9 protein-coding genes and 2 pseudogenes are annotated in these 25,508 nt (G+C 45.7%); 7 read left to right on the top strand and 4 right to left on the bottom strand.

Features of this window, described 5'->3' with window-relative positions; all coding sequences use genetic code 11:
- Positions 1–123 precede the first annotated feature (123 nt).
- Positions 124–483 (top strand): VOC family protein, encoded by a 360-nt coding sequence (locus QUA57_RS15415; RefSeq protein ID WP_333059399.1) that lies wholly within the window; start codon positions 124–126, stop codon positions 481–483.
- A 3-nt stretch (positions 484–486) separates the two neighbouring features.
- Complete coding sequence (locus tag QUA57_RS15410; RefSeq protein WP_333059398.1) at positions 487–1,767, top strand: recombinase family protein; 1,281 nt, start codon at positions 487–489, stop codon at positions 1,765–1,767.
- A 49-nt stretch (positions 1,768–1,816) separates the two neighbouring features.
- Here the strand turns inward: QUA57_RS15410 and QUA57_RS15405 are convergent, their stop codons facing one another.
- The 3 genes from QUA57_RS15405 to QUA57_RS15395 form a co-directional block, all read right to left on the bottom strand.
- Positions 1,817–3,034, bottom strand: a complete 1,218-nt coding sequence (locus tag QUA57_RS15405; RefSeq protein ID WP_333059483.1) for an adenylate/guanylate cyclase domain-containing protein — start codon at positions 3,032–3,034, stop codon at positions 1,817–1,819.
- A gap of 195 nt (positions 3,035–3,229) precedes the next feature.
- Positions 3,230–6,910, bottom strand: coding sequence for a GAF domain-containing protein (locus QUA57_RS15400; protein WP_333059397.1), 3,681 nt, complete (start codon positions 6,908–6,910; stop codon positions 3,230–3,232).
- Positions 6,911–7,000: 90 nt separating this feature from the next.
- Positions 7,001–8,569, bottom strand: a complete 1,569-nt coding sequence (locus tag QUA57_RS15395; RefSeq protein ID WP_333059396.1) for an ATP-binding protein — start codon at positions 8,567–8,569, stop codon at positions 7,001–7,003.
- 649 nt (positions 8,570–9,218) lie between these two features.
- Here QUA57_RS15395 and QUA57_RS15390 point away from each other — a divergent pair.
- The 5 genes and pseudogenes from QUA57_RS15390 (at position 9,219) to QUA57_RS28705 (ending at position 25,020) form a co-directional block, all read left to right on the top strand.
- On the top strand, positions 9,219–10,541 hold the full coding sequence (locus QUA57_RS15390) for an AAA-like domain-containing protein (protein WP_333059395.1): 1,323 nt from the start codon (positions 9,219–9,221) through the stop codon (positions 10,539–10,541).
- Between the two features lie 115 nt (positions 10,542–10,656).
- Positions 10,657–14,226, top strand: coding sequence for an AAA-like domain-containing protein (locus tag QUA57_RS15385; RefSeq protein ID WP_333059394.1), 3,570 nt, complete (start codon positions 10,657–10,659; stop codon positions 14,224–14,226).
- Between the two features lie 27 nt (positions 14,227–14,253).
- The gene (locus QUA57_RS15380) at positions 14,254–17,808 is read left to right on the top strand and encodes a WD40 domain-containing protein (RefSeq protein ID WP_333059393.1); all 3,555 of its coding nucleotides are present in this window, start codon (positions 14,254–14,256) and stop codon (positions 17,806–17,808) included.
- 27 nt (positions 17,809–17,835) lie between these two features.
- Positions 17,836–21,393: an AAA-like domain-containing protein gene (locus QUA57_RS15375; protein WP_333059392.1), complete on the top strand. Its 3,558-nt coding sequence runs from the start codon at positions 17,836–17,838 to the stop codon at positions 21,391–21,393.
- Positions 21,394–21,420: 27 nt separating this feature from the next.
- A pseudogene (locus QUA57_RS28705) lies at positions 21,421–25,020 on the top strand (AAA-like domain-containing protein).
- 241 nt (positions 25,021–25,261) lie between these two features.
- Here the strand turns inward: QUA57_RS28705 and QUA57_RS15360 are convergent.
- Positions 25,262–25,508, bottom strand: a pseudogene (locus QUA57_RS15360) (calcium-binding protein); the annotation flags it as partial.

The raw sequence follows: 25,508 nt of genomic DNA, 5'->3' as shown, positions 1-25,508 counted from the left end.
TATATTAAGAGCGACTCACAATGTTATCATATCAAAAACTCAACCAACATCAAAAAATCGGCGTTCATCAGCGCTCATCTGCCTCCATCAGCGGTTACAATAAAAAAATAAATACTCAAAAAAATGCAAATTACTAACTCCGTCCACAGCGCCCTACTCATCTCCAACCTAGAAAAATCCCAAAACTTTTACAGCACCGTACTAAGACTGCAAAAAATCGATCGAGACTTAAAATTTCCCGGAATCTGGTATCAAATCGGAGACTTCCAGCTCCACCTAATTTTAGCTGCCACAATTATCCCAGATGCCGTAGACCATGCCAAATGGGGACGCAACCGACATCTAGCATTTTCTGTTGCTAACTTAGAGGCAGCCAAACAGCAGTTAATCGCTCACAATTGCCCGTTTCAAATGAGCGCGTCAGGTCGATCGGCATTATTTACCCAAGATCCCGACGGCAACATCATCGAACTCAGCGAGTAACAGATGAAAATCATCGCTTATTCTTACACCGAACCGCTACTGGAAGCAGCACCCGCACCGGAAATTTGGGGTCAAGAAGTCGATCGCACCTATCAAGACTTAGGAGGGCGGCAACAACTGCAGCAACTCCTCAAAGACTGCGAAACAGAACCAGTCAAATACTTATTAATTCAGCGCTTTGAAGAACTCGGCGACACCGTACAGCAAGTGTGTTCGCACCTCGCCCAACTCGAAAACCTCGGCGTCGAAATCATCGTACAAGCAGAAACAGAACCGCGAAACCGCAAAAACTTGCTGCAAATCCTCGCAGAAATCCAGCGCAGCCAACACAGCCGGAGTATTCGCAAAGGACACGCCCGCAACCGCATCAAATCCAGGATTCCACCGGGTAAGGCTCCCTACGGCTACCGGCGGGGCAAAGATTGTTATACGATCGATAAAACCACCGCCCCCACCGTCAAAGACTTTTTTGAACACTTTTTAATTTACGGTTCCTTGCGAGGTTCCGTGCGGTATTTAGCCAAGAAATACAACAAAAAAATCTCTGTAAGCACCGGCCGCCGCTGGCTGATAAATCCCGCCTACCGAGGCGATTTGGAATATCAAAACGGTCAAGTAATTTCTAACACCCACGTCCCGATTATTTCCAGAGAAGAAGCAGCCCAAATAGACAGGTTACTGCGCCGTAACCGCTGCCTTTCACCTCGCAGCGCTAGCGCCCCACGTTCCCTCGCAGGTTTAGCAATTTGTGCAGAATGCAAATCGCCGATGACAGTTGCCAAAGTCACCTCCTACCGCCAAGAAAAAGAATACCTTTATTTGCGACCGATTAACTGTCCAAAACAGCCTAAATGTAGCGGCCTTTCCTACGATGAAGTATTGCAATTAACCATTGCCGGTATTTGTCGGGATTTACCCGATGCTGTTGCTGGGTTGCAAATGCCAAATATGAATGGAATTAAAGCAGGAATTGTCAGGGCGATCGCATCCAAACAAGAAATCATAGAGCAACTTTCCGCCCTGATTGACAGCGGTATTTTAGACACCGAAACGGCAGAGTTTAGAGCATACAAAATCCGCACCGAAATTGCCGAACTGCAAAGCAAATTAGCCCAACTACCCCCAGTAAATTTGCGAGAAACTGCCCAAACTGTTTCCCTGCCGCAATTTTGGCTCGATTTATCAGAATCAGAACGCAGGTTTTACTTTCGAGAATTTATCGATCGCATTGAAATCGTCCGGGAAAATACAAATTGGAAACTGCAAGTTATTTTCATTTTTTAAGAATTAGCTCGACGTTCATCCATAGCTCCTAGGTTAGATGCCCAACTTCTTAAATAAGTGGGGTATTTGGGTAATCTATTAGTTCGCTAGGAGTGGACTTCGTTTGACAAGCATCGGTTTCTACCGCTGGATTATCTTGTTTACCTTTTAGCCAATAGACGCTCATCTCTCCTTTTCCTTTAATCGTAATCGCACCTCTTTCCTCAAATAAATACCGATCTTTTAACAGGTCGTAAATAGCCGTAGTAACTTGAATATATCCCGGTAATCCTTGACATTCCATCCGAGAAGCAACATTAACAGTATCTCCCCACAAGTCATAGATAAATTTTTTAGTGCCAATTACGCCAGCAACTACTGGCCCTGTATGAATGCCAATCCGAATTTGAAATGGTTCGCCTCTGTCATTTTGAAAATCAGCGATCGCTTCCTGCATATCCAAGGCCATATTCGCGATCGCTTCTGCATGATCTGCCCTCGGCACCGGCAACCCCCCCGCTACCATATAAGCATCTCCAATGGTTTTAATTTTTTCCAAACCGTGTTTTTCAGTTAGTTGGTCAAACCTGGAAAAAATTTGGTTCAATACATTTACCAATTCTAGAGGTAACATTCTAGCAGCAATAGACGTAAAATCGACAATATCGGCAAAAAGAACTGTTGCTGAATCAAACCTCTGGGCAGGAGAACCCTCGCCCTTTTTCAAATTTTCAACAATCGCTGCTGGTAAAATATTCAGCAATAAATGATCCGACTTTGTTTGAGCAAGCCGTAAAGCTAGCTCCACCCCCTGGCGCTCTTTAATTTCGTTTTGCAAACGTTCGACAAGTTCTTGGAATTGCTTCGTTTGCTCTTGAAGTAACTGTTGTTGACTTTGAATAGTTAACTGATTTGCTACTCGTGCCAATACTTCTTTACCATGAAAAGGTTTAGTAATATAGTCAACTGCTCCCACATCAAAAGCTTTCACTTTATCTAAAACGTCATCTAAGGCGCTTAAGAAAATCACAGGAATGGAACTGGTTTTTGGTGAAGCTTTCAACTTTGCACATACCTCATATCCATTCATCTCTGGCATCATCACGTCCAGCAAAATTAGAGTCGGCGGAAACTCTTGCACTGTAGCGATCGCCCTTTGCCCGTTCAGCGCTTTACGAACCTGATACCCTTCTTCGGTCAAGATTGTAGATAAAAGCCGCACATTATCGGGCTTATCATCAACTACTAAAATGTTGGCTTGAATTGTAGGATATTGATGGCTGTCCATGCGATCGCTCACGGTAGTTTGTCAAGATAACAGATATTAACACTTAAGAATTTTACCTCAAAAAAAACGAAACAGTAGAAATTCCTATTTTCTCTCCTAAAAAGAGATGGCAAGGAGACGCTATTGGGGCTTAATGTTAGGTAGTTTTTAAAGAGAATAGCGTCCTAAGTTGAAATTAGTTAAAAACAGTTATTTTCACCTCGTCGCAACTGCTGACTGCGCTATATCTATAATATCGTCAAAGAGGAAATCCTGCACCAAAGTAGTTAAATATTCTGCGGCCAAAGCAAACTGGCTCGGCATTTCCTCAATCAACTTGACAATTTTATCGTCGCAACATTCATGAGCAGCATGAGCTATCTTTTCTACCCACTCAAGAGGCATTTGACCGAGTTGTGACTCGATAGATTGATTGCTAGTCACTCCGCTAATTTGGCTTTCATTTTCTAGTGTTGCATCCACAGATTCCTCGTAAATGTAACGTACTCCTAAAAGTTCTTCCATTTTCGCAAATAATATCTTTGCCTCGAAGGGTTTACGCATGAAATCATCGCAGCCAGCTCCTAAAATAGTTTGTCGTTCCTCTTCAAAAGCGCTAGCCGTAAGAGCAACTATTACAGTTTGTTTTCCGAGAGGATGAGCTTTAATTTTTCTGGTGGCTTCATAGCCATCCATGACAGGCATCTGCATATCCATCCAGATCAGGTGCGGTTGCCAATCCTCCCATACAGCAATAGCTTCTTCACCATCTCTAGCGGCTCGCACGATGAGGCCTAGTGGTGACAATAATCTCTCTATGACTAGGCAGTTATCGGCGCGATCGTCAACAACCAAAATCCGGTATTCTGGTTGATTCGGTGCTAAACCAATTACTTTTTTCTGCGGTTTAAGGATTTTAATCTCGCTGGGAGGGGCAAGGCTGATTTGAATATCAAATGCAAACTTACTTCCCAAGTCAGGTGTACTGCTGACAGTAATATCTCCTCCCATCATTTGTACAAATTTGCGGCTAATTGGTAAACCTAATCCAGTCCCCTGTTGAGACTTTTGACCTGTTTTTGTTTGCTCAAAGGGTTCAAATAACTTATTCATCTCTTCTGCGGCAATGCCAAGGCCAGTATCTTCAATTTCAAACTGAAGGCGTAACAATTCCGGGTGAAGGTGATTGGCGTCTACACAATCACAGTCCGCCAAGCTTTCGGACTGATTAAAACCAGTGCACCATCCGGGTTTTTTTTGTATAGCTGCGGTTTCAACCGCTAAGTTTTCGGAATGTTCAGAACCCGCGTCATCAAGCTTTGTGTGTGTGTCCGAAAACTCTGCCGTTTTAGTCCCCAAACTTTCTTTTACCTGATTTTTTACTCGCAAAGTAACGCTACCCCTCTCTGTAAACTTGATCGCATTTCCTACAAGATTGATCAAAATTTGCCGCAATTTACCTTCATCTCCAGTAACAAAGTGTGGTACGCCTTCACCCACTTCTAAATTTAGCTGCAATTTCTTAGATTTAGCTTTTAATCGAAACATTTCTTCTAAGGTTTTTAGCAAGCGCATTAAATTAAAACTGCTTTCATTAAGCTGACTTCTGCCCGCTTCAATTTTGGACATTTCCAAAATGTCATTAATTAGGGCCAGCAAGTGTTCACCCGCACGATTTATAATTTCTAGGTGCTGTTGGTGTTGATTGTTGAGAGATGAATCGCGCACCATCACCTGACTAAATCCGAGAATGGCATTCAGGGGAGTCCGCAATTCATGGCTCATAGAAGAAAGGAATTCGCTCTTGGCGCGGTTAGCTGTATCAGCAGCTACGACAGCTTTTTGTAATGCTGTTTCTGCTAATTTGCGTTCTGCAATTTCTGTTTTGGCTTGTTCAAAAAGGGTGGATTGCTTGATGGCAATTGCTAGCTGCACGGAAATTTGCTGGAGAGATTCTATCTCAGAAGAAGTCCAATGCCTTTGACTGCGGCAGTGATGAGCAATGAGTAGACCCCATAGTTTTTCACCTTGCAAAATGGGAACCACGAGGTTAGCTTTAATTTCAAACTGGCTCAGTAAATTAACGTGGCACTCTGAAAGACCTGCCGTATAAATATTGTCGATCGCACGGACGTGTCCCTGCTCGTAAATAGAGACGTAGCCTTGTCGAAAACAAGGGTCATTAATGTCAATCCCCAAAATTGGCATCGTACCGACGGCTACCGACTCGACGGTTATAAATCCACTCCAATCTAAATTAAAGCGGTAAATAACTGTTCTATCCGTTGACAAAAAGTGGCGGACTTCTTCCACAGCCATTGTCAGCACTTCTTCTAGGTTAAGAGAGGAACGAATTCGCTCTTGAATGGAATTCACTAGCCGCTCCCTTTTTACTTGTTGCTGCAAGGCTATTTCCGCCTGTTTGCGAGCAGTAACATCTACTCCATAACCAACGCACTCCACAGGTAGACCCGCAGCATCTTTGACTAACTTGATCTCATCGTAAATCCAGCGATAACTACCGTCTTTGTGCCGTTCGCGGTATTCGTAGGAAATCGATTCTTTTTCCAATATCTGAGCGTATGAAGTAGCAACAATCTCTCGATCTTCGGGATGAACCAGGCTATGCCAATCAAGGGAACCATCAACCAATTCTCGCGCTTCGTAACCAATCATTGAAACAACATTATCGCTGACAAATGTTACCTCATAATTTCCCCCTAATTTGCAGCTAAAAATCACCGCCGGGGTAGTCGCCAGCAAATATTGCAAGCGTTCGGTGACAGAACGCAAGTTTAACTCGGCTTGCTTGCGATCGCGAGCTTCCATTGCTAAAGCTGCGATCTGCGCCACATAGCTAGCGAAGCTTTGTTCGTCGAGCGTCCAATTCCTGGTCGTTCCCTGATGTTCTAAACAAATTACACCCGCAATTTGCCCTTTATGGGTAATAGGAACATCTAGCATGGCCGAGATGTTTAAAGGCTTCAAATAAGATTCGCTAAATTCTCGGGTGCGCGGATCGGTTTTGGCATCAACCGCTGCGATCGCCTGTTCTGTCTTCAAAGCTTGGAAATAGCTAGGATAGTCAGCAACTTTCAGTTCTGCGCCGGCGCTGTGTTGATTGGGAGTCAGTTCGTAAATATCCGCACAGCACAGTGAGGATTTATCTTCCTGATAAAACCAAATACTTGCCCGATCGACATTTAGGGTACGAGTTGCCATTTGCGTAATCTCTCTCAACGCCTCGGCGATATTTCCCTCGTAGATACTAGAATTTTTTGCTAATTGTAGCAAACCATTTTGTTGTTCGGTTAACCTAGTTTCTCGTTCCCGCAAAGCGGATTCAGCAGCTATCCTTTCTCTTATTTCTGCTTCTAAATAACCATTGATTTCTGTCAACTGTGCGGTGCGCTCTTGGACTTTAATTTCTAAATCATCATAAGCGTGGCGTAACGCTAATTCTGCATCTTCACGCACAGCAATCTCAGTCTGCAACTTGCGATTTATGGCCTCTAATTCTTGGGGGGTTTTTAAGGACAAAAACTGTGGCAATAGTGTTACCATAGAGGCAGCCGTGTAGCAGGAAACCAGTGCAGTAATTCCTTTTTCAATCCCCGACAGCCAATAAGCGGAATGCCACAACGTCCAAATGTCTAGCAAGTGACCCGTGCCGCACAGAATAATAAATGCACCAAATAAAGCAAATATTCCTAAAAAAGGAACATCGCGCCGCTTGAAGATAAAATAAATTAGCATCGCCGGAATAGAATAGTAGGCGATCGCGATTAAAAAGTCCCCAGTTACGTGCAGCCACACTAAAGGCGTTTGCCAAAGATAGCAATGACCGTGAGGCATATACTGAGTTGGGGAAAAGATATTTTTGAGTGCTTCCCACATAATACTTGTTATTGGCAGATAATATGGATTTGATGATGCCTAAGTTAGGCAAAAAATAAAAAAAACCGAAAAAGGTAGCTGGATTCAGCATTATTTATTAACGCCTAAACCCAGCTTGTTCATAACAGCTTGCTTGGGCAGTAGGTGGCGCTCGCCAAATTGCGATCGCAACGGAATTTCTATGATAAACTCAGTACCTCTCCCAACCTCGGAAGTGCAGCGCAAATAACCTTCATGGGCTTGAATAATTTGATAAGAAATTGCCAAACCCAGCCCGGTACCAGCACCGATAGGTTTCGTCGTATAAAATGGATCGTAAATTTTAGCGATCGCATCATAATCTATGCCAGTACCATTATCAGCAATGTGAATCTGCACCCACTTGCCATCAACTAAAAGAGTGCGGATGCGAATTTTTAGCAGTGGGCAAGAAATGTTTTGTAAGTGGTCACAACAATTATTTTCCCAATAGCCGTTGGTCGCATCTCCCTGCTGTACAATCTGCTCTAAAGCGTCAATAGCATTAGAACAAATATTCATAAATACTTGGTTAAGCTGCCCAGCGTAGCATTCCAATTCTGGCAAATCTCCATACTCTTTAATCACTTGAATAGGCGGACGGTTTGGTTGTTCTTTCAAGCGGTGCTGCAAAATCATTAAAGTGCTATCAAGACCTTCATGGATATTTACCTTTTTCATATCGGCTTCGTCTAAACGGGAGAAAGTCCGTAAAGATTTAACAATTTCCCTAATTCGCTCGGCTCCAATTTTGATCGAACCCAAAAGTTTTTGCAGGTCTTTTAAAATAAAATCGAGCTCGATAGTGCGGATCTTGTCTGCAATTTCCGGCGCAGGAGTGGGGTAATAAACTTGATAAGCCTTAATCAATGCCACAATATCTTTAATGTATTCCTCAGCCGGAATCAGATTGCCATAAATAAAGTTGACAGGGTTATTTATTTCGTGGGCAACTCCAGCTACCATTTGCCCCAAAGACGACATTTTTTCAGTTTGCACGAGTTGAGTTTGAGCGCCTTTAAGTTGTTGCAGAGCGGTTTCTAACTGTTGAGTTTGTTCTAGCAGCTTAGCTTCCGAGTGCCGCAATGAATTTTCCGCCAAATAGCGATCGCGATTTTCCTGTAGCAAAAGTTCATTAGTCGATTCTAAAGCGATCGTCCTCTCCATCACCCGTTTTTCCAATTCTAGCATTAATTCCGAGAGTGCTTCTTGAGCTTGTTTGCGCTCGCCAATCTCAGTTTGTAAAGCTACATTTGCCACCGCCAATTGATTGGGACTGGGGATAGCCAAGATTTTTGGGATTAGTTCCACCAGCACTGCTGCTGTACTTAGCGAAATCAGCGCCGTAATCGCTTTAAGAAAACCAGAGAACCAATAATTAGGATGCCACAGCGTCCATATTTCCATAATATGGGTAATCCCGCAGCAGATAATAAAAGAGCCAAACAGCATGAAAACCCAGTCAAAAGGCAAGTCTTTCCGCTTATTAACAATATAAATCAGCGTGATGGGTATCAAAAAATAAGCGACGGCTATCAAACCATCGGACAAAATGTGCAGCCCCACTAATCCAGGCTTCCACAAGTAGCAATGACCGTGAGGAATAAAATAATTAGGAAAAATTTCATGAACCATTTGCATTAAATCAACTAGGTTATTTGCTAAAGTTTTTAAGACAGGATTACAGGCAAATCCAAAAACCTGCTAGCACAACAAGAAGAATTATGCTTTTGGACTTAACGCTTGTGATGAGTAAATGCAGCGATCTAAAACTACTGTTAATTAAATTAACATCAATCGACTCAGCTTTGGCAAAGTCAACTGTCACATTTTTAATTCGGCCTTCTATGCCAACTGTGACACCGGCATGACATTTTGGCCAAGGATCAAGAAAAACTGAGCACAGATTCGTTTCCAGTAGGAGCGCCAGCGCCCATTGAAATTAGGTTATAGCACTCAGCGATCCGTCAGACAACCGGGAAATTACCAGATTTAACGGGTATCACGGATTTCACTTAACGAAGAGAACCATTCTCCAAAGCCTGTAGAGGTAGGTTCACTCTTGTACTCTTGAAGAGTGCAGACAGGTTAAATACACCCGCCCCCACCCCGCGAGGGAATTCTTTATTGATAGTGTACTCTTTGGGGGAGAATTAACCGATGTGACCAATTACCCCCTGAAAAATGTCGCGACAGGATCGTGTCGCAATCCAATCGGCGATCGCTCTGAGCTTTACACTCAATCATAAGTGATAATATCAACGATACACTTATATGGTTATTGCCAGTTATGACGATAGATGAGGTACTACAGCTAACTCGTGTCCGATTACAAAAAGATTTATATCCCGTACAAGAAATCATACTCCGCCAAGTTTGGGAAGGAAAGACTTATACAAGTATCGCATCTGGCTCTCATTACGGAGAGCATTACCTGAGAAACATTGCCTCCTCCTTGTGGCAATCTCTCTCTCAAATCTTGCAGACATCTATTAGCAAATCAAATTTTCGCTCTTGTGTAGAATCACGTTCCCTGACCACAGAGGAACGAGAATTAATTGAAGCATTCACCCGCAGCAAATGCCTAGCAACACCTTTAGAATTTCCCGGCTCTCCCGTGCCCCTGGATTCGCCATTTTATATCCCTCACCCGCTAATTGAAGAACTCGCCTATCGAGAGATTACTAAACCCGGAAGTGTGCTGCGGATTAAAGCTCCCAGGAAGATGGGAAAAAGTTCTCTTCTGCTACGCATTTTAGAGCGCGCGACTTCTCTTGATTATCGAACTGTAAGTTTAGATTTTCAGCAAGCCGAGGAAGCTGTTTTAGACAACCTCGATAAATTTTTACGCTGGTTTTGTGCCAACATCAGCCGTCACCTAGAATTACCACCTCTATTAGATGATTATTGGGATGAAGACATGGGTAGCAAAGTAAGCTGTACCATCTATTTGCAACAATATGTATTAGCAGAAATAAGTACCCCTCTTGTGTTAGCTTTAAAGGAAGTAAATATAATTTTTGAATATCCAAAAATTGCCCGAGAATTTTTGCCGCTCCTGCGAAGCTGGCATGAAGAAGCAAAGCGGATTGAAACTTTGGGAAAACTGCGGTTAATCGTTCTTCACTCCACAGAAATTTATGTTCCTTTAAAGCTCACTGAATCGCCTTTTAATGTCGGTTTACCGCTGCAATTGCCCTATTTTACAGAAGAGCAGATACTTGCTTTAGCCCAGCGTCACGGACTGGATTGGACAGATAGTCCCGATGCCGATCGACTGATGGCAATGGTGGGGGGACATCCTTATCTGGTGCGGCTAGCTCTTTACCACCTCTGTCAAAACAGTGTAACGCTAGATCAGCTACTACAAGAAGCTCCCACAATAGCGGGAATTTATAAAGATTACTTGCGGAGTTTTTGGGCAACATTGCAAGAGTATCCCGAACTTGCGGTTGCACTTAAACAAGTGGTAAAATCGGAACACGGAGTGGAATTAGATCCGATAGTGGCTTCTAAATTATTTAGTATGGGGCTGATTCATATCGATAACAACCGCTGTACGCTAAGCTGCGAGTTGTACCGCCTCTATTTTGGTTCGCACAACTTTATTTAGACCGAGGTTTGAGAGTTTATTTGCGTAAGTTATATTAGAATGAAGCGATCGCACCACATCCTCACCTTTTAATAAACTCACTAGATACTTACATTTAAATTAACCCATAAACGGCATGAGCAAGGTTACATACCAAATTGGAGGCAGTCTCGCCAGTGATGCACCTACTTATGTCCAACGACAAGCAGATATCGAACTTTATGATGCCTTAAAACGAGGCGAGTTTTGCTACGTCCTCAACTCCCGGCAAATGGGCAAATCTTCCCTTCTCGTTCGTACCCTGCACCGACTGCAAGCAGAAGGATTTCAATGCAGTACCATTGACATGACCCGTATCGGAAGCGAAAACATTACTCCTTTACAGTGGTACAAAGGAATCGTTGGGGATTTGTGGCGCAGCTTTAATTTATTAGGAAAAGTTAATTTAAAAACCTGGTGGAAAGAACAAGAAGAAGTTTCTCTACTGCAAAGATTGAGTCAATTTATTGAAGATATTTTATTAGCCCGATTTGCCGATAATCGAATTATTATATTTGTCGATGAAATTGATAGTGTTTTAAGTTTAGATTTTGCCGTAGATGATTTTTTCGCATTAATTCGTTTCTGCTACAATCAACGAGCTATCAATCCAGAATACAATCGAATTACCTTCGCGATTTTTGGAGTAGCTACACCCAGCGATTTAATCGCCGATAAAAATCGGACACCTTTTAATATTGGAGTGGCGATCGATTTGTCAGGATTTAGCTTAGAAGAAGCGCAACCATTAGCGAAAGGGCTAGAAAATGTCATAGCCAATCCACAGGCGGTTCTCAAAGAAATTTTAGTTTGGACGGGAGGACAGCCATTTTTAACGCAAAAAATATGTGAATTAGTAGTAAAAAAGGCGGGGTCAGCCCACAGCGGTGATTTAAAAGTACCACCGGGAACCGAGGGATTTTTTGTCGAATCGCTGGTGCGATCGCACATCCTCCAGAACTGGGAATCCCAAGACGAGCCGGAGCATTTAAAAACGATACGCGATCGCATCTTTAGAAACGAACAACGCGCAGGTAGATTGCTAGGCATTTATCAGCAAATTTTACAAAACGTAAAAGTGGCAACAAATGACAGCCGAGAGCAAATCGAACTCTTGCTATCGGGATTAATCATCAAACAGGAAGGCTATTTACAAGTAAAAAATCGCATTTATGCCGAAGTATTTAATCTCGAATGGGTAGAGAAACAATTAGGGCAATTGCGTCCCTACTCTCAAGCTTTCGATGCTTGGATTACTTCCAAACAACAAGACGAATCGCGCCTTTTGAGGGGTCAAGCTTTGAAAGACGCTTCATATTGGGCGCAGGGCAAAAGTTTGAGCGATTTAGACTATCAGTTTTTAGCCGTTTCCGTTGAATGCGATCGCAAAGAAGTGCAACAAGCTTTAGAAGCGGAACGCAGCAAAGAAGTTGAAGCGCGACTCGCTGTAGAGAAAAAAAATGCCAGAAGGCAAAAGTGGTTTATTGCAGCGCTTAGTCTAGCATTAGCGATCGCCCTGTTTCTGGGAACAGCAGCATTTTGGCAATATCGCCACGCAACCATAAGTGAGGTAGAAGCGATCGCCACCTCCTCCGAAGCCCTCTTCACCTTAGAGCAAAAATTAGATGCCCTCATCGCCGCAATCATGGCCAAGCGCAAACTCCAACAACTCGGTGGGGCAAATCCCGAACTAGAAAATCGCGTGCAATTATTACTAGAGCAGGCCGTTTATGGAGCGTCGGAGTTCAACCGCTTTTCAGGACATCAGGCGACACTGTATAGATTAGCAATCAGTCCCGACGCTCAGACAATTGCCTCCTCAAGTACAGAGAACGCGGTCAAACTCTGGCAGCGAGATGGCACCCTGATTGCCACTCTTCCCCACAACGGTATGGTATGGAGGATGGCTTTTAGCGCCGACAGTAAACTCCTCTCTTGCGCCAGTGGAGATGGCACAGTTAAAGTTTGGCAGCAAGAGGGAACGTCTTGGGCGGGCCCCAAACTCCTACACACCCTTGAGGGACACAGCACCGAGTTTAACGCTGTGGCGTTCAGTCCAGATGGCGAGACGTTAGCTGCATCCGGTCAGAATAACACCGTTAAAGTCTGGGACAAAAACGGCAATTTATTAACCATTCTCGATCGCACCGATGCGGTGAGGAGCCTGAGCTTTAGCCCCGACGGGGAAATGCTCGTTAGCGCAAGTGCGGAGGGCACGATCCGATTGTGGAAAAAAGACGGCTTATTCTGGGACGCAGTACAGTTACTGCGAACGTTTCAAGGCCATAGCGCTGCCATTTGGGAGGTCAAGTTTAGTCCTGACGGCGAGATATTTGCCTCCGCCAGCATGGATAAAACTGTTAAACTTTGGCGCTCCCATGCCCCGTCAGACGAAGAGTTACAGCCCCTAGGAACCCTTAAGGGTCACGCATCTGGCGTTCAGGGTCTAGATTTCAGTCCCGACGGTCAGATTATCGCCTCAGCCAGCGACGATCGAACAATCAAATTTTGGAATAAAGACGGCAGGGCAGGCACGGAGGCACTGCCCCTACGAACTTTTGCAGGGCATCGCGGTGCCGTGTGGGATATTCATGTCAGTCCTGACGGCAAATCAATTGCTTCGCTGGGTGTAGGAAATGCTGTCAAACTTTGGCAGCCGAAAAACATTTTTTTCTTACCCCTGCTAGGTCACGACGCTGCTGTTTATAAAGCTGCTTTCGCTCCTGACGGTAAAATCGTCGCCACTGCCAGTACAGACGGCACCGTGAAACTTTGGCGCGTCGATGGCACGTTGCTGAAGACGCTTAAGGAGGGTACAGGAGGGCTTTGGGATGTGGCATTCAGTCCTGATGGTCAAGTCATTGCAGTAGGGGCAGAAAAAACAGTTAAACTCTGGCACAAGGGTGGCAGATTCGTCAGAGAAATCAACGCCCACAAAGGTATAGTTTACGCAATTACTTGGAGTCCTGATAGTAAAATTATTGCCAGCGCAAGTATGGACGGCACGGTAAAACTCTGGCAGCCAGACGGTGTGTTACTGCGAACTCTGAAGCTAGATGGCAGCGCCTTCTGGAGTGTGGCCTTTAGCCCTGATGGAAAAGCTTTAGCCGCCGTCGGTAGCAGCGGTACTATTTCTATCTGGAATCCCGATGGCACTTTGTTGCAGGCGATTGATGCCCATCAGGCTGTGACTACGGGGGTCAGTTTCAGTCCCGATGGCAAGACTTTAGCTTCAGCCTGTACAGATGGCACCGTCAAACTCTGGAAATTAGAGCCCTCAGACACCTCAGTTCCTCAGAAAGCACTGCTCCTGCGAACGCTCAAAGGCCACACAGAGGGAGTGGTGGGAGTTTCCTTTAGCCCGGATGGTGAAATCGTCGCTACGGCAAGTCTGGATAACACGGTGAAACTCTGGAACAAAAATGGCATCTTGCTGACGACACTCACGGGGCATACAGGTGTGGTGACAGGAGTTTCCTTTAGTCCCGACGGCACTTTCCTTGTCTCGGCCAGCCATGACCAAACGGCGATTTTGTGGGATGTGAAGCGCATTCTCAATACAGATCCGCTGGTGTTTGGTTGCGATTGGGTGCGAGATTATCTGCGAACCAATGCCGACGTGAAGGAGGAGGATAGACATTTGTGCGATGCCGTGGGCGATCGCTAAATTATCCGAAACAATTAAATATCAATTATGAAAGATTACTCTTACCAAATTGGAGGCAGTCTCACAACTGATGCGCCTACCTATGTCGAACGACAAGCAGATATCGAACTTTATGAAGCCTTAAAAAAAGGCGAGTTTTGCTACGTCCTCAACTCCCGACAAATGGGCAAATCTTCCCTCCTCGTTCGCACCCTGTACCGACTGCAAGCAGAAGGATTTCAATGCAGTACCATTGACATGACTCGCATCGGTAGCGAAAACATTACTCCTTTACAGTGGTACAAAGGAATCGTTGGCGATTTGTGGCGCAGTTTCCATCTTGTAGGACAAGTTAATTTAAAAACCTGGTGGCAAGAAGAAGAAGTTTCCTTTTTGCAAAGATTGAGCTATTTCATCGAAGACATTTTGTTAACCAAATTTCCAGAAAACAGAATTTTTATATTTGTCGATGAGATTGATAGTATTCTCAGCCTCAATTTTCCAGTTGATGATTTTTTTGCCTTGATTCGTTATTGTTACAACCAGAGATCTATCAATCCCGAATACAACCGGATTACCTTCGCGATTTTCGGAGTAGCTGCACCCAGCGATTTAATCGCCGATAAAAATCGGACTCCTTTTAATATCGGACGAGGGATAGATTTGCAAGGATTTAGCTTGTCGGAAGCACAACCATTAGCCAAAGGATTAGAAAAGGTAATAACCAATCCGCAAGCAGTTATCAAAGAAATCTTAGCTTGGACATCAGGACAACCATTTTTAACTCAAAAAATCTGCGAATTGGTGGTAATAAATGCTAAAGAATCCCGCAGCGGTGATTTAAAAATACCACCGGGAACGGAGGGATTTTTTGTGGAATCAGTGGTGCGATCGCACATCATCCAAAATTGGGAATCTCAAGATGAGCCAGAGCATTTAAAGACGATCCGCGATCGCATTCTGAGAAATGAGCAACGTGCTGGAAGACTACTAGGCATCTATCAAAAAATCTTACAAGGAGTGGAAGTACCTACCGATGACTCGCGAGAACAGGTAGAACTATTGCTGTCTGGTTTGGTAGTAAAATACCAGGGTTTTTTACAGGTAAGAAACCCCATTTATCAAGAAGTATTTAACAAAAAATGGGTAGAAAAAAATCTCGCTTCCTTGCGTCCATACTCTCAAGCCTTTGATGCTTGGATAACTTCCAAGCAGACCGATAAATCCCGACTGTTGCGCGGACAGGCCTTGAAAAATGCTCAAGCTTGGGCCCAGGGTAAAAGTTTGAGTGACTTAGATTATCAGTTTTTAGGCGCTTCTGAAGAATTAGACCGAAGAGAAATGCAGGTAGGATTGGAAGCAGAACGGGCTAAAGAAATGGAAGCCCGACTAACAGAAGAACAAAAAAGATTAGCTGTAGAGAAAAAAAGTTCTAGGCGGCAAAGATTTTTGCTTTTTGTAGTAAGTATAGCATTAATTATCGCCTGTGCATTGGGGCTAGCGGTGTATTTTCAGTATCGGCAAAGTGCTGTCAGCGAAATCAAAGCGATCGCCAAATCTTCCGAAGCACTATTCGCCTCAAATCAAAAATTAGACGCATTAATAGAAGCGATCAGAGGAAAGCGACAACTGCAAAAGTTAGGTGCTGTAGACCCAGAGGTCGAACGCTCAGTTAAAGAAGCTCTCCATCAAGCTGTTTATGGAGCAGTTGACTATAATCATTTATCGGGGCATGAGAATGTGGTTAATGATGTAACATTCAGTCTTGATGGGGAACTCATAGCCTCAGCTTCTGCCGATAAAACCATCGATCTTTGGAAAAAAGACGGTACAAAACTAGGAATGCTTCAAGGGCACAACAATGCAGTTGTGGCAGTCGTATTTAACCCCAGAGGCGATCTAATTGCTTCTGCTTCTGGAGATAACACAGTTAAACTTTGGCGTAAAAACAGTACAAAATCAACCAAGTTCAAGCCGAATTATACCTTATGGCAAACCTTAAAAGGACATACCAATAACGTTACACAAGTCGCGATCGCTCTTAACAACCAGATTATTGCTTCCGCTTCTAAAGATAAAACCATTAAACTCTGGAGTACAGACGGCAAACTACTGAGAACTCTCACCGGACATACAGATGAAGTTGACAGCGTTGCCTTTAGCCCTGACAGTCAAACCATTGCATCTGCTTCTAAAGATAAAACCATCAAACTCTGGAATACAGACGGTAAACTGATCGGAACCCTCACGGGGCATACGGATAGAGTCAAGAATGTTGCCTTCAGCCCTCAAGGAAATTTTATCGCCTCGGCGAGTTGGGATAAAACGGTCAAACTTTGGAACCTTGATGGAACTTTAGTCAAAACCCTAACTGGACACAGCGATTCCGTGACCAAAATCGCTTTTAACCCTCAAGGTGGTGTGCTTGCCTCGGCAAGTCTAGACAGAACAGTCAAACTTTGGCAGCTTGACGGGACTCTGCTAAAAACCCTGCTAGTCGCTAAAGATGTCGTCTCTGGATTGGCTTGGAGTCCTGACGGGCAAATCTTTGCCTCATCCAGTTGGGATGGCCCGATCGCACTCTGGAAGCTTGATGACAGTTTGCTTAAGACTCTTAACGGACATCAAGCATCAATTTACACCATAAAATTTAGTCCTGATGGTAAGACAATTGCCACCGCCAGTCGTGACAATACCGTTAAAGTTTGGCGGCTTAATGGTAGCTTAATTCGCACTTTTCCCAAACAAGCGGATAAAGTTTTCGGAGTAGATTTCAGCCCAAACGGAGACACGATTGCTACAGGCGGTTATGACGGCACTGTTCGATTGTGGCGACTAGATGGAACCTTAATCAAGACTTTTACTGGACATCAAGGCAGAGTCTTCGCCGTTGATTTCCACCCAGATGGGCAGTCAATCGCCTCGGTGGGTGAGGACAAAACAGTTAAAGTCTGGAGGATTGACGGCACCCAATTGGCAACTCTCAAAGGACATACCGATTACATTAACGGAGTGGCATTTAGCCCCGACGGACAAGTTATTGCCTCTGGTAGTGTGGACGGCACTGTCAAACTTTGGCAGTGGGATAATGCGATCGCATTTGGAAAATCCAGCTACAAGCTTCTACACACTTTAACAAGCCATCGCCGTCAGGTGGCGGGAGTGGCATTTAGCCCTGACGGCAAGACTCTCGCTTCAGCAGGTATGGATAGCATGGTGAGACTTTGGCGGTTGGATGGTACAGAAATTAGAGCTTTAAAGGGACATAAAAATGGGGTATTCGGAGTGGCATTTAGCCCCGATGGCAAGACTCTCGCTTCAGCAAGTTTTGACGGTACTGTCAAACTTTGGAGGTACGATGGTCAAGAGCTTGAAACCTTAAAAGGACATAGCGATGGGGTATTCGGAGTGACATTTAGCCCTGATGGGAAGTTAGTCGCTTCAGCCAGTCAGGATACCACAGCAATTGTGTGGAATCTAGAGCGAATTTTCCAGCTCGATTTCCTCCAGTATGGATGCGATTGGGTCGAAAATTATTTGCGGACAAATGCCGACGTGAAGGAGGAGGACAGACATTTGTGCGATGCCGTGGGCGATCGCTAAATTATCCGAAACAATTAAATATTAATTATGAAAGATTACTATTATCAAATTGGTGGCAGTCTCACAACTGATGCACCTACCTATGTCCAACGACAAGCAGATATCGAACTTTATCAAGCATTAAAACGAGGCGAGTTTTGCTACGTCCTCAACTCCCGACAGATGGGCAAATCTTCCCTTCTCGTTCGCACTCTGCACCGATTGCAAGCCGAAGGATGTCAATGCAGTACCATTGACATGACCCGCATCGGCAGCGAAAACATTACTCCCTTACAATGGTACAAAGGAATCGTTGGCGATTTGTGGCGCGGCTTTCGCTTATTAAAACAAGTTAATTTAAAAACCTGGTGGCGAGAACAAGAAGAAATTTCTCTCCTGCAAAGATTGAGTCAATTTATCGAAGAAATTTTATTAGTCAACTTTCCCAACGAGCGAATTATTATATTTGTTGATGAGATTGATAGTATTTTAAGCTTAGATTTTCCCGTAGATGACTTTTTCGCATTGATTCGTTATTGTTACAACCAACGAGCCATTAATCCAGAATATACCCGCATTACCTTCGCGATTTTCGGAGTAGCTACACCCAGCGATTTAATCGCCGATAAAAATCGGACACCTTTTAATATCGGAGTGGCGATCGATTTGTCAGGATTTAGCTTAGAAGAAGCGGCACCATTAGCGCAAGGGTTAAAAAATGTCATAGCCAATCCGCAGGCAGTTCTCAAAGAAATCTTAGATTGGACGGGAGGACAGCCCTTTTTAACGCAAAAAATATGTGAATTAGTAGTAAAAAGGGCGGGGTCAGCCCACAGTGGTGATTTAAAAATACCACCGGGAACCGAGGGATTTTTTGTGGAATCGGTGGTGAGAGAAAACATCATCAATAAATGGCAATCGCAAGATGAAGCCGAGCATTTAAAAACGATACGCGATCGCCTCATTCGCAACGAGCAACGCACTGGACGCAGCTTAGGCATCTATCAGCAGCTCTTACAAGGGAGTGAAATGGAAGCCGATGATAGTCGAGAGCAGATCGAACTGCTGCTATCGGGTTTGGTAGTAAAACAACAAGGTTTGTTGAAGATAAGAAACCCGATTTATCAAGAAGTCTTTAACCTACAATGGGTAGAAAAACAGTTAGGGCAACTGCGCCCTTACTCCCAAGCTTTCAATGCTTGGATCGCTTCAAAACAAACCGATGAATCGCGATTGTTGCGCGGACAATCGTTAAAAGACGCTTCCTACTGGGCCCAGGGAAAAAGTTTGAGCGATTTGGATTATCACTTTTTAGCCGCTTCTGGTGAATTAGACAGGCTGGAAGTGCAGCAAGCACTCGAAGCAGCGAGGCTCAGAGAAGTTGAAGCCAGACTCACAGAAGAACGCAAGCGGTTAGTTTTAGAGCGAGAGACAGCGAAGCGGCAGCGAAGATTTCTTGGGGCGCTCAGCGGAGCGCTAATAGTTGCGATCGCCTTTGGCATTCTCGCCGTTTGGCAATATCATTACGCCATCACCAGCGAGCAGCAAGCCCGCATCAGCGAAATTCAAGCTCTATCCTCCTCATCTGCAGGGCAATTCGCCTCCCAACAGCGATTAGATGCCCTCGTGAGCGCCATCAAAGCCAGACGCAGGATCGATAGCCTAGCTAATTCCAGCCCCCAGTTGCCATCTCAAGTTCGACAAATCCTGCAACAAGCCATCTATGGAACGGCAGAATTAAATCGCCTGTTGGGCCACTCCAGCCCGGTTCTGGCAGTTGATGTCAGCCCAGACGGTCAACTCATCGCCACCGGAGGCGGCGACCAAACAGCCAAGATCTGGCAACGGGATGGCACCTTGCTGCACACTCTCCAACACACGATCAGCAGCGTCTACGCCCTTCGTTTTAGTCCCGACAGCCAGCGCCTGGTAACATCCAGCGTGGACGGCAACATTTATCTGTGGAGTCGGGAAGGCAAACTGCTCAAAACCTTTCAGGGACACAAGGCTGCGATTTGGGCGATCGCCGTGAGTCCAGACGGTCAGCGCATCGCCTCCGCCAGTGAAGACAGCACCATTCGCCTGTGGGACTTTAATGGCAAACCGCTCAAAACCCTGAGCGGACATCAAGGTGCAGTTTGGGGTGTTGCCTTTAGCCCGGATGGAAACCTCCTCGCCTCTAGCAGCACAGATAATTCAGTCAAGGTTTGGACTCTAGACGGCGAACTGGTGAGAACCCTGGAAGGTCACAGCGCAATCGTTTGGGATGTTGAGTTCGCTTTAATTGCCGACAATAGCGGCACCAAACGTCCCGCCATCATCTCTGCCAGCGCTGACAACACTGTCAAACTCTGGCAACCCGACGGAACCCTGCTACGAACTCTTAGCGGTCACAGTTCGGAAGTGTTTGAAGTCGCTGTCAGCACAGCAGGCGATGTGATTGCTTCCACCAGCGCCGATCAAACCATCAATCTCTGGAAGCCGGACGGGACGCTGTTGAAAGTCCTCAAAGGGCATCAATCGGGAATTAGAGGCGTGACCTTTATTCCCAACAGTCAAATGGTTGTCTCTGCTAGCGACGACAATACCGCCCGACTGTGGAACCCGACAAACCCCTTCTCGAAAGTCCTTTACGGACATGGCGGCACGATTTGGGATGTGGATTTCAGTCCGGACGGTCAAATGCTAACGTCAGCCGGTTCCGATGGCAGCTTCAAACTGTGGGCGCGAGACGGCACGTTGCTGAAGTCTTTTGCCGGAAACGAGACTGCCGTTCACTCCGTTGCTTTCCTCTCTGGTGCCAATCCGGCGATCGCACCTTTCCTTGCTACCGCTAGTGAGGATAAAAAAATTAAATTCTGGCAGTTCGACGGGACGCTGCTGAAAACCATAACAGGTCATGAAGCTGGAGTTTGGGATATCTCCCCAAGTCCAGATGGTCGGCTAATGGCTTCTGCTAGCAACGATAAAACCGTGAAACTGTGGAACAAAGACGGCACTTTGCTGAAAACTTTCACAGGGCATCAAGCTAGGGTTTACGATGTGGACTTTACCCCTGACGGACAGAGGCTGGTTTCAGGCAGTAGCGACAGCACTGCTCGGTTGTGGAATCTTGACGGTAGATTTTCCAAGACTCTAAAAGGTCATCGCAGCCCGATTTGGGAAGTTGCCATCAGTCCCGACGGTCGCACTTTGGCAACTGCCAGCAGGGATGACACGATTAAACTCTGGACGATCGATGGTAGGTTGCTCAAAACCCTCAAGGGAAATACTAGAGGCATGATGGCACTTGATTTCAGTCCCGATGGTCAAATGCTGGTGGGGGGAGGCTCAACTGGCGCACTCAAACTTTGGAAAACCGACGGGACAGAAATCACGACGCTAACCGGACATGAAGGGAACGTTTGGGGGGTGGCGTTTAGTCCCGATGGCAAACAAATTGCCTCGGTTGGAGACGATCGTACTTTGATTTTATGGGATATAGAGCGGATTCTCAAACTCGATGAACTGGGTTATGCGTGCGATCGCGTGCGAGATTATCTGCGAACAAATGCCGAGGTGAAGGAGGAGGATAGACATTTGTGCGATGCAGTGGGCGATCGCTAAATTATCCGAAACAATTAAATATCAATTATGAAAGATTACTCTTACCAAATTGGCGGCAGTCTCACAACTGATGCGCCTACCTATGTCGAACGACAAGCAGATATCGAACTTTATGAAGCCTTAAAACGAGGCGAGTTTTGCTACGTCCTCAACTCCCGACAAATGGGCAAATCTTCCCTCCTCGTTCGCACCCTGCACCGACTGCAAGCCGAAGGATTTCAATGCAGTACCATTGACATGACCCGTATCGGCAGCGAAAACATTACTCCCTTACAGTGGTACAAAGGAATCGTTGGCGATTTGTAGCGCAGCTTTAATTTATTAGGACAAGTTAATTTAAAAACTTGGTGAAAAGAACAAGAAGAAGTTTCTCTCCTGCAAAGATTGAGTCAGTTTATTGAAGATATTTTATTAACCGGATTTGCGGAAAATCGAATTATTATATTTGTCGATGAGATTGATAGTATTTTAAGTTTAGATTTTCCGGTAGATGATTTTTTCGCCTTGATTCGTTATTGTTACAACCAAAGAGCCATCAATCCCTCATACAATCGGATTACATTCGCGATTTTCGGCGTAGCTACACCCAGCGATTTAATCTCCGATAAAAATCGGACACCTTTTAATATCGGAGTGGCGATCGATTTGTCAGGATTTAGCTTAGAAGAAGCGCAACCATTAGGGAAAGGGTTAGAAAAGGTCATAGCCAATTCGCAAGCAGTTCTTAAACAAATCTTAGTTTGGACGGGAGGACAGCCCTTTTTAACGCAAAAAATATGTGAATTAGTAGTAAAAAAGGCGGGGTCAGCCCACAGGGGTGATTTAAAAATACTACCGGGAACCGAGGAATTTTTTGTGGAATCGCTGGTGAGACAAAACATCATCAATCAATGGGAATCGCAAGATGAGCCAGAGCATTTAAAGACAATCCGCGATCGCATCCTTCGCAACGAACAACGTGCTGGCAGATTGCTAGGTATTTATCAGCAAATTTTACAAGGCGTAGGGGCGGTGCCCCCGTGCCAGCCCGTCCCAACAGATGACAGCCGAGATAAAATCGAGCTATTACTATCGGGTTTAGTGGTAAAAAAACATGGGTATTTGCAGGTAAAAAACAGAATTTATCAAGAAGTATTTAAGAGAGAATGGGTAGAAAAACACTTAGGGCAACTGCGCCCTTACTCCCAACTATTTGATGCTTGGATCGCTTCCAAACAACAAGACGAATCGCGACTGTTGCGCGGACAAGCGCTGAAAGACGCTCAATCCTGGGCGCAAGGTAAAAGTTTGAGCGATTTGGACTATCAATTTTTAGCCGCTTCTGGTGAATTAGACAAGTTGGAAATGCAGCAAGCACTGGAAGCAGAACGAGTAAAAGAAGTCGAAGCACGACTGGTAGAAGAACGCAAGCGCGTAGCTTATGAAAGAAAGACAGCACAGCGACAGCGCAAGTTTATTGCAGCGTTGAGTGGGTTGCTGATAGTTGCGATCGCATCCGCCATTTTCGCCCTCTGGCAATATTACCGCGCCGCCACCAGCGAAATACAAGCCCTCAGCATCTCCTCCACAGGGCAATTCGCCTCCCAACAGCGATTAGACGCCCTAGTCACTGCCATCAGAGCCAGACGCAGACTCGATGACCTCCCTAATTCCAACCCCCAGTTGCGATCGCAAGTTCGACAAGTGCTGCAACAGGCCATCTACGGAACGGCAGAATTCAATCGCCTGACGGGGCATTCCAGCCTGGTTCTGGGCCTTGATGTCAGCCCAGACGCCCAACTCATCGCCACCTCCGGTGGCGATCGAACAGTCAAGGTGTGGCAGCGGGACGGTGCGCTGCTTCACAACCTGCAACATCCGGCTGCTGTCTTCGGGCTTAAATTCAGTCCCGACAGCCAGCGCCTGGTTACATCCAGTCTCAACGGCAGCATTTATCTGTGGGATCGGGACGGCAAGCTCCTCAAAACCTTTCAGGGACACAGCGCTGCGATATGGGATATGGCCGTCAGTCCCGGCGGCGATCGCATTGCCACTGGCAGCGAAGACAGCACGATTCGCCTGTGGGACTTTAATGGCAAACCGCTGGAGACACTAAGCGGACATCAAGGTGGGGTTTGGGGTCTTGCCTTCAGTTCGGATGGAAACCTGCTCGCCTCTAGCAGCACCGACGGTACGGTCAAGGTATGGACGAAGGACGGCAAACTGGTGAGAACTCTGGAAGGGCACGCGGCTGCGGTTTGGGACGTTAAGTTCGCCTTCCTCGCAGACACTGACGGCACAAAACGTCTCGCTATTCTCTCTGCCAGCGCTGACAACACGGTTAAAATCTGGCAACTCGACGGAGGGGCAGGCACGGGGGCACTGCCCCTACTTACTCTCAGGGATCACAGTTCGGAAGTGTTGGAAATTGCCGTCAGCGATACAGGCGATGTCATTGCTTCTGCCAGCGCAGACGGAACCATCAACCTCTGGAAGCCGGACGGGACGCTTTTGAAAGTCCTCAAAGGGCATCAATCTGGAATTCGCGGCGTTATCTTTATTCCCAACACTCAAATCGCTGTCTCCGCCAGCGACGACAATACCGTCCGGGTGTGGAACCCGACAAACCCTTTCTCGAAAGTCCTGTACGGACATAGCGGCATCATTTGGGATGTGGACTTCAGCCAGGACGGTCAGATGTTAGCTTCAGCCAGTTCGGATGGTAGCTTCAAAGTGTGGGGAAAAGACGGTACGTTGCTGAACTCTTGGGCGGAAGACAAGGCTCCCGTTTACTCGGTTGCTTTCGTCTCTCCTGCTAGCTTTGCCAAAGAAGATATCTCGCCTGTACTCGCTTTTGCTGGTACAGATAAAACTATTAAACTCTGGCAGTTCGACGGGACGCTGCTGAAAACCATAACAGGACATGGAGCGAGCGTTTGGGATGTCTCCGTCAGTCCAGACGGTCAGTTCTTCGCTTCTGCCAGCGACGACAAAACCGTGAAACTGTGGAAGCCAGACGGCAGGGCGGGCACGGGGGCACCGCCCCTACGAACTTTCACAGGACATCAGGCTAGGGTTTACGATGTGGACTTTACCCCCGACGGAAACACGCTGGTTTCTGTCAGTGCAGATGGCACAGTTCGGTTGTGGAGTTTGGACGGTCGCTTGAACAAGACTTTGAAAGGTCATCGCAGTGGAATTTGGGAAGTGGCTGTCAGTCCAGACGGTCGGACTTTGGCAAGTGCGAGCATGGATGACACGATTAAACTTTGGACGATCGATGGCACGTTGCTGAAAACCATCAAGGGAAATACTAGAGGCATGATGGCGGTTGATTTCAGTCCAGACGGTCAAATGCTGGTGGCGGGAGGCGCATCTGGCGCAGTCAAACTCTGGAAAATTGACGGCACGGAAATAACGACGCTAACCCGACATGAGGGGAATGTTTGGGCGGTGGCGTTTAGTCCCGATGGCAAACAGATTGCTTCTGTTGGGGACGATCGCACTGTCATTTTGTGGGATGTGGAGCGCATTCTCAAACTCGATGAACTGGCTTATGCGTGCGATCGCGTGCGAGATTATCTGCGAACAAATGCCGAGGTGAAGGAGGAAGATAGACATTTGTGCGATCGTATTAAAACGCAATAATATCAAGTTCGCTTTATTAGGATTAATAGATTAATATGTGTGGCTATAGCATCAGAAGATTAGAGAATATTTATCATGCTAGGCTACTTTTTATGGAATATGCTATAATACTAAATCCGGCTTAAATACTCCTTTTATCTCAGTCGGCGGAGGCGGACTTCGTTTGTTTAGTAGCGGTTTCAACCGCCGAAGGATACGCAGAATGATCGAGGGTAGAGACAAACCGGATTTAGTATAATAACTACAGAGTAATGAAATCGCTAGCGGTGAGAATACCGGGGGTAATATTGTTAAGCTTCGCCAACAATTGATTGGTGTCCGTCACAGTAATCAAAGTCTGATTGTTGCTGGAAGTAATACTGAGTTGATTAAAACTCAAATCAGAATTCAACCCAATTAAATCCTCTCCCCTGCGGAAATCATTAATGATGTCGCTACCCAAACTTTGATTGAGGAAAAACACATCATTTCCCGAACCTCCCGTCAAT

Origin of the sequence: Microcoleus sp. Pol7_B2, assembly GCF_036701035.1 — a bacterium.
Taxonomy (GTDB): Bacteria; Cyanobacteriota; Cyanobacteriia; order Cyanobacteriales; family Microcoleaceae; genus Microcoleus.
Note: the sequence above shows the minus strand (reverse complement) of the source record. Positions and strands in the feature narration are given on the sequence as shown.

What these genes read in the sequence shown, in the direction of transcription:
- QUA57_RS15415 (WP_333059399.1), top strand. Translation starts at nt 124, where the DNA reads ATGCAAATTACTAACTCCGTCCACAGCGCCCTACTCATCTCCAACCTA.
- QUA57_RS15410 (WP_333059398.1), top strand. Translation starts at nt 487, where the DNA reads ATGAAAATCATCGCTTATTCTTACACCGAACCGCTACTGGAAGCAGCA.
- QUA57_RS15405 (WP_333059483.1), bottom strand. Translation starts at nt 3,034, where the DNA reads ATGGACAGCCATCAATATCCTACAATTCAAGCCAACATTTTAGTAGTT.
- QUA57_RS15400 (WP_333059397.1), bottom strand. Translation starts at nt 6,910, where the DNA reads ATGTGGGAAGCACTCAAAAATATCTTTTCCCCAACTCAGTATATGCCT.
- QUA57_RS15395 (WP_333059396.1), bottom strand. Translation starts at nt 8,569, where the DNA reads ATGCAAATGGTTCATGAAATTTTTCCTAATTATTTTATTCCTCACGGT.
- QUA57_RS15390 (WP_333059395.1), top strand. Translation starts at nt 9,219, where the DNA reads ATGACGATAGATGAGGTACTACAGCTAACTCGTGTCCGATTACAAAAA.
- QUA57_RS15385 (WP_333059394.1), top strand. Translation starts at nt 10,657, where the DNA reads ATGAGCAAGGTTACATACCAAATTGGAGGCAGTCTCGCCAGTGATGCA.
- QUA57_RS15380 (WP_333059393.1), top strand. Translation starts at nt 14,254, where the DNA reads ATGAAAGATTACTCTTACCAAATTGGAGGCAGTCTCACAACTGATGCG.
- QUA57_RS15375 (WP_333059392.1), top strand. Translation starts at nt 17,836, where the DNA reads ATGAAAGATTACTATTATCAAATTGGTGGCAGTCTCACAACTGATGCA.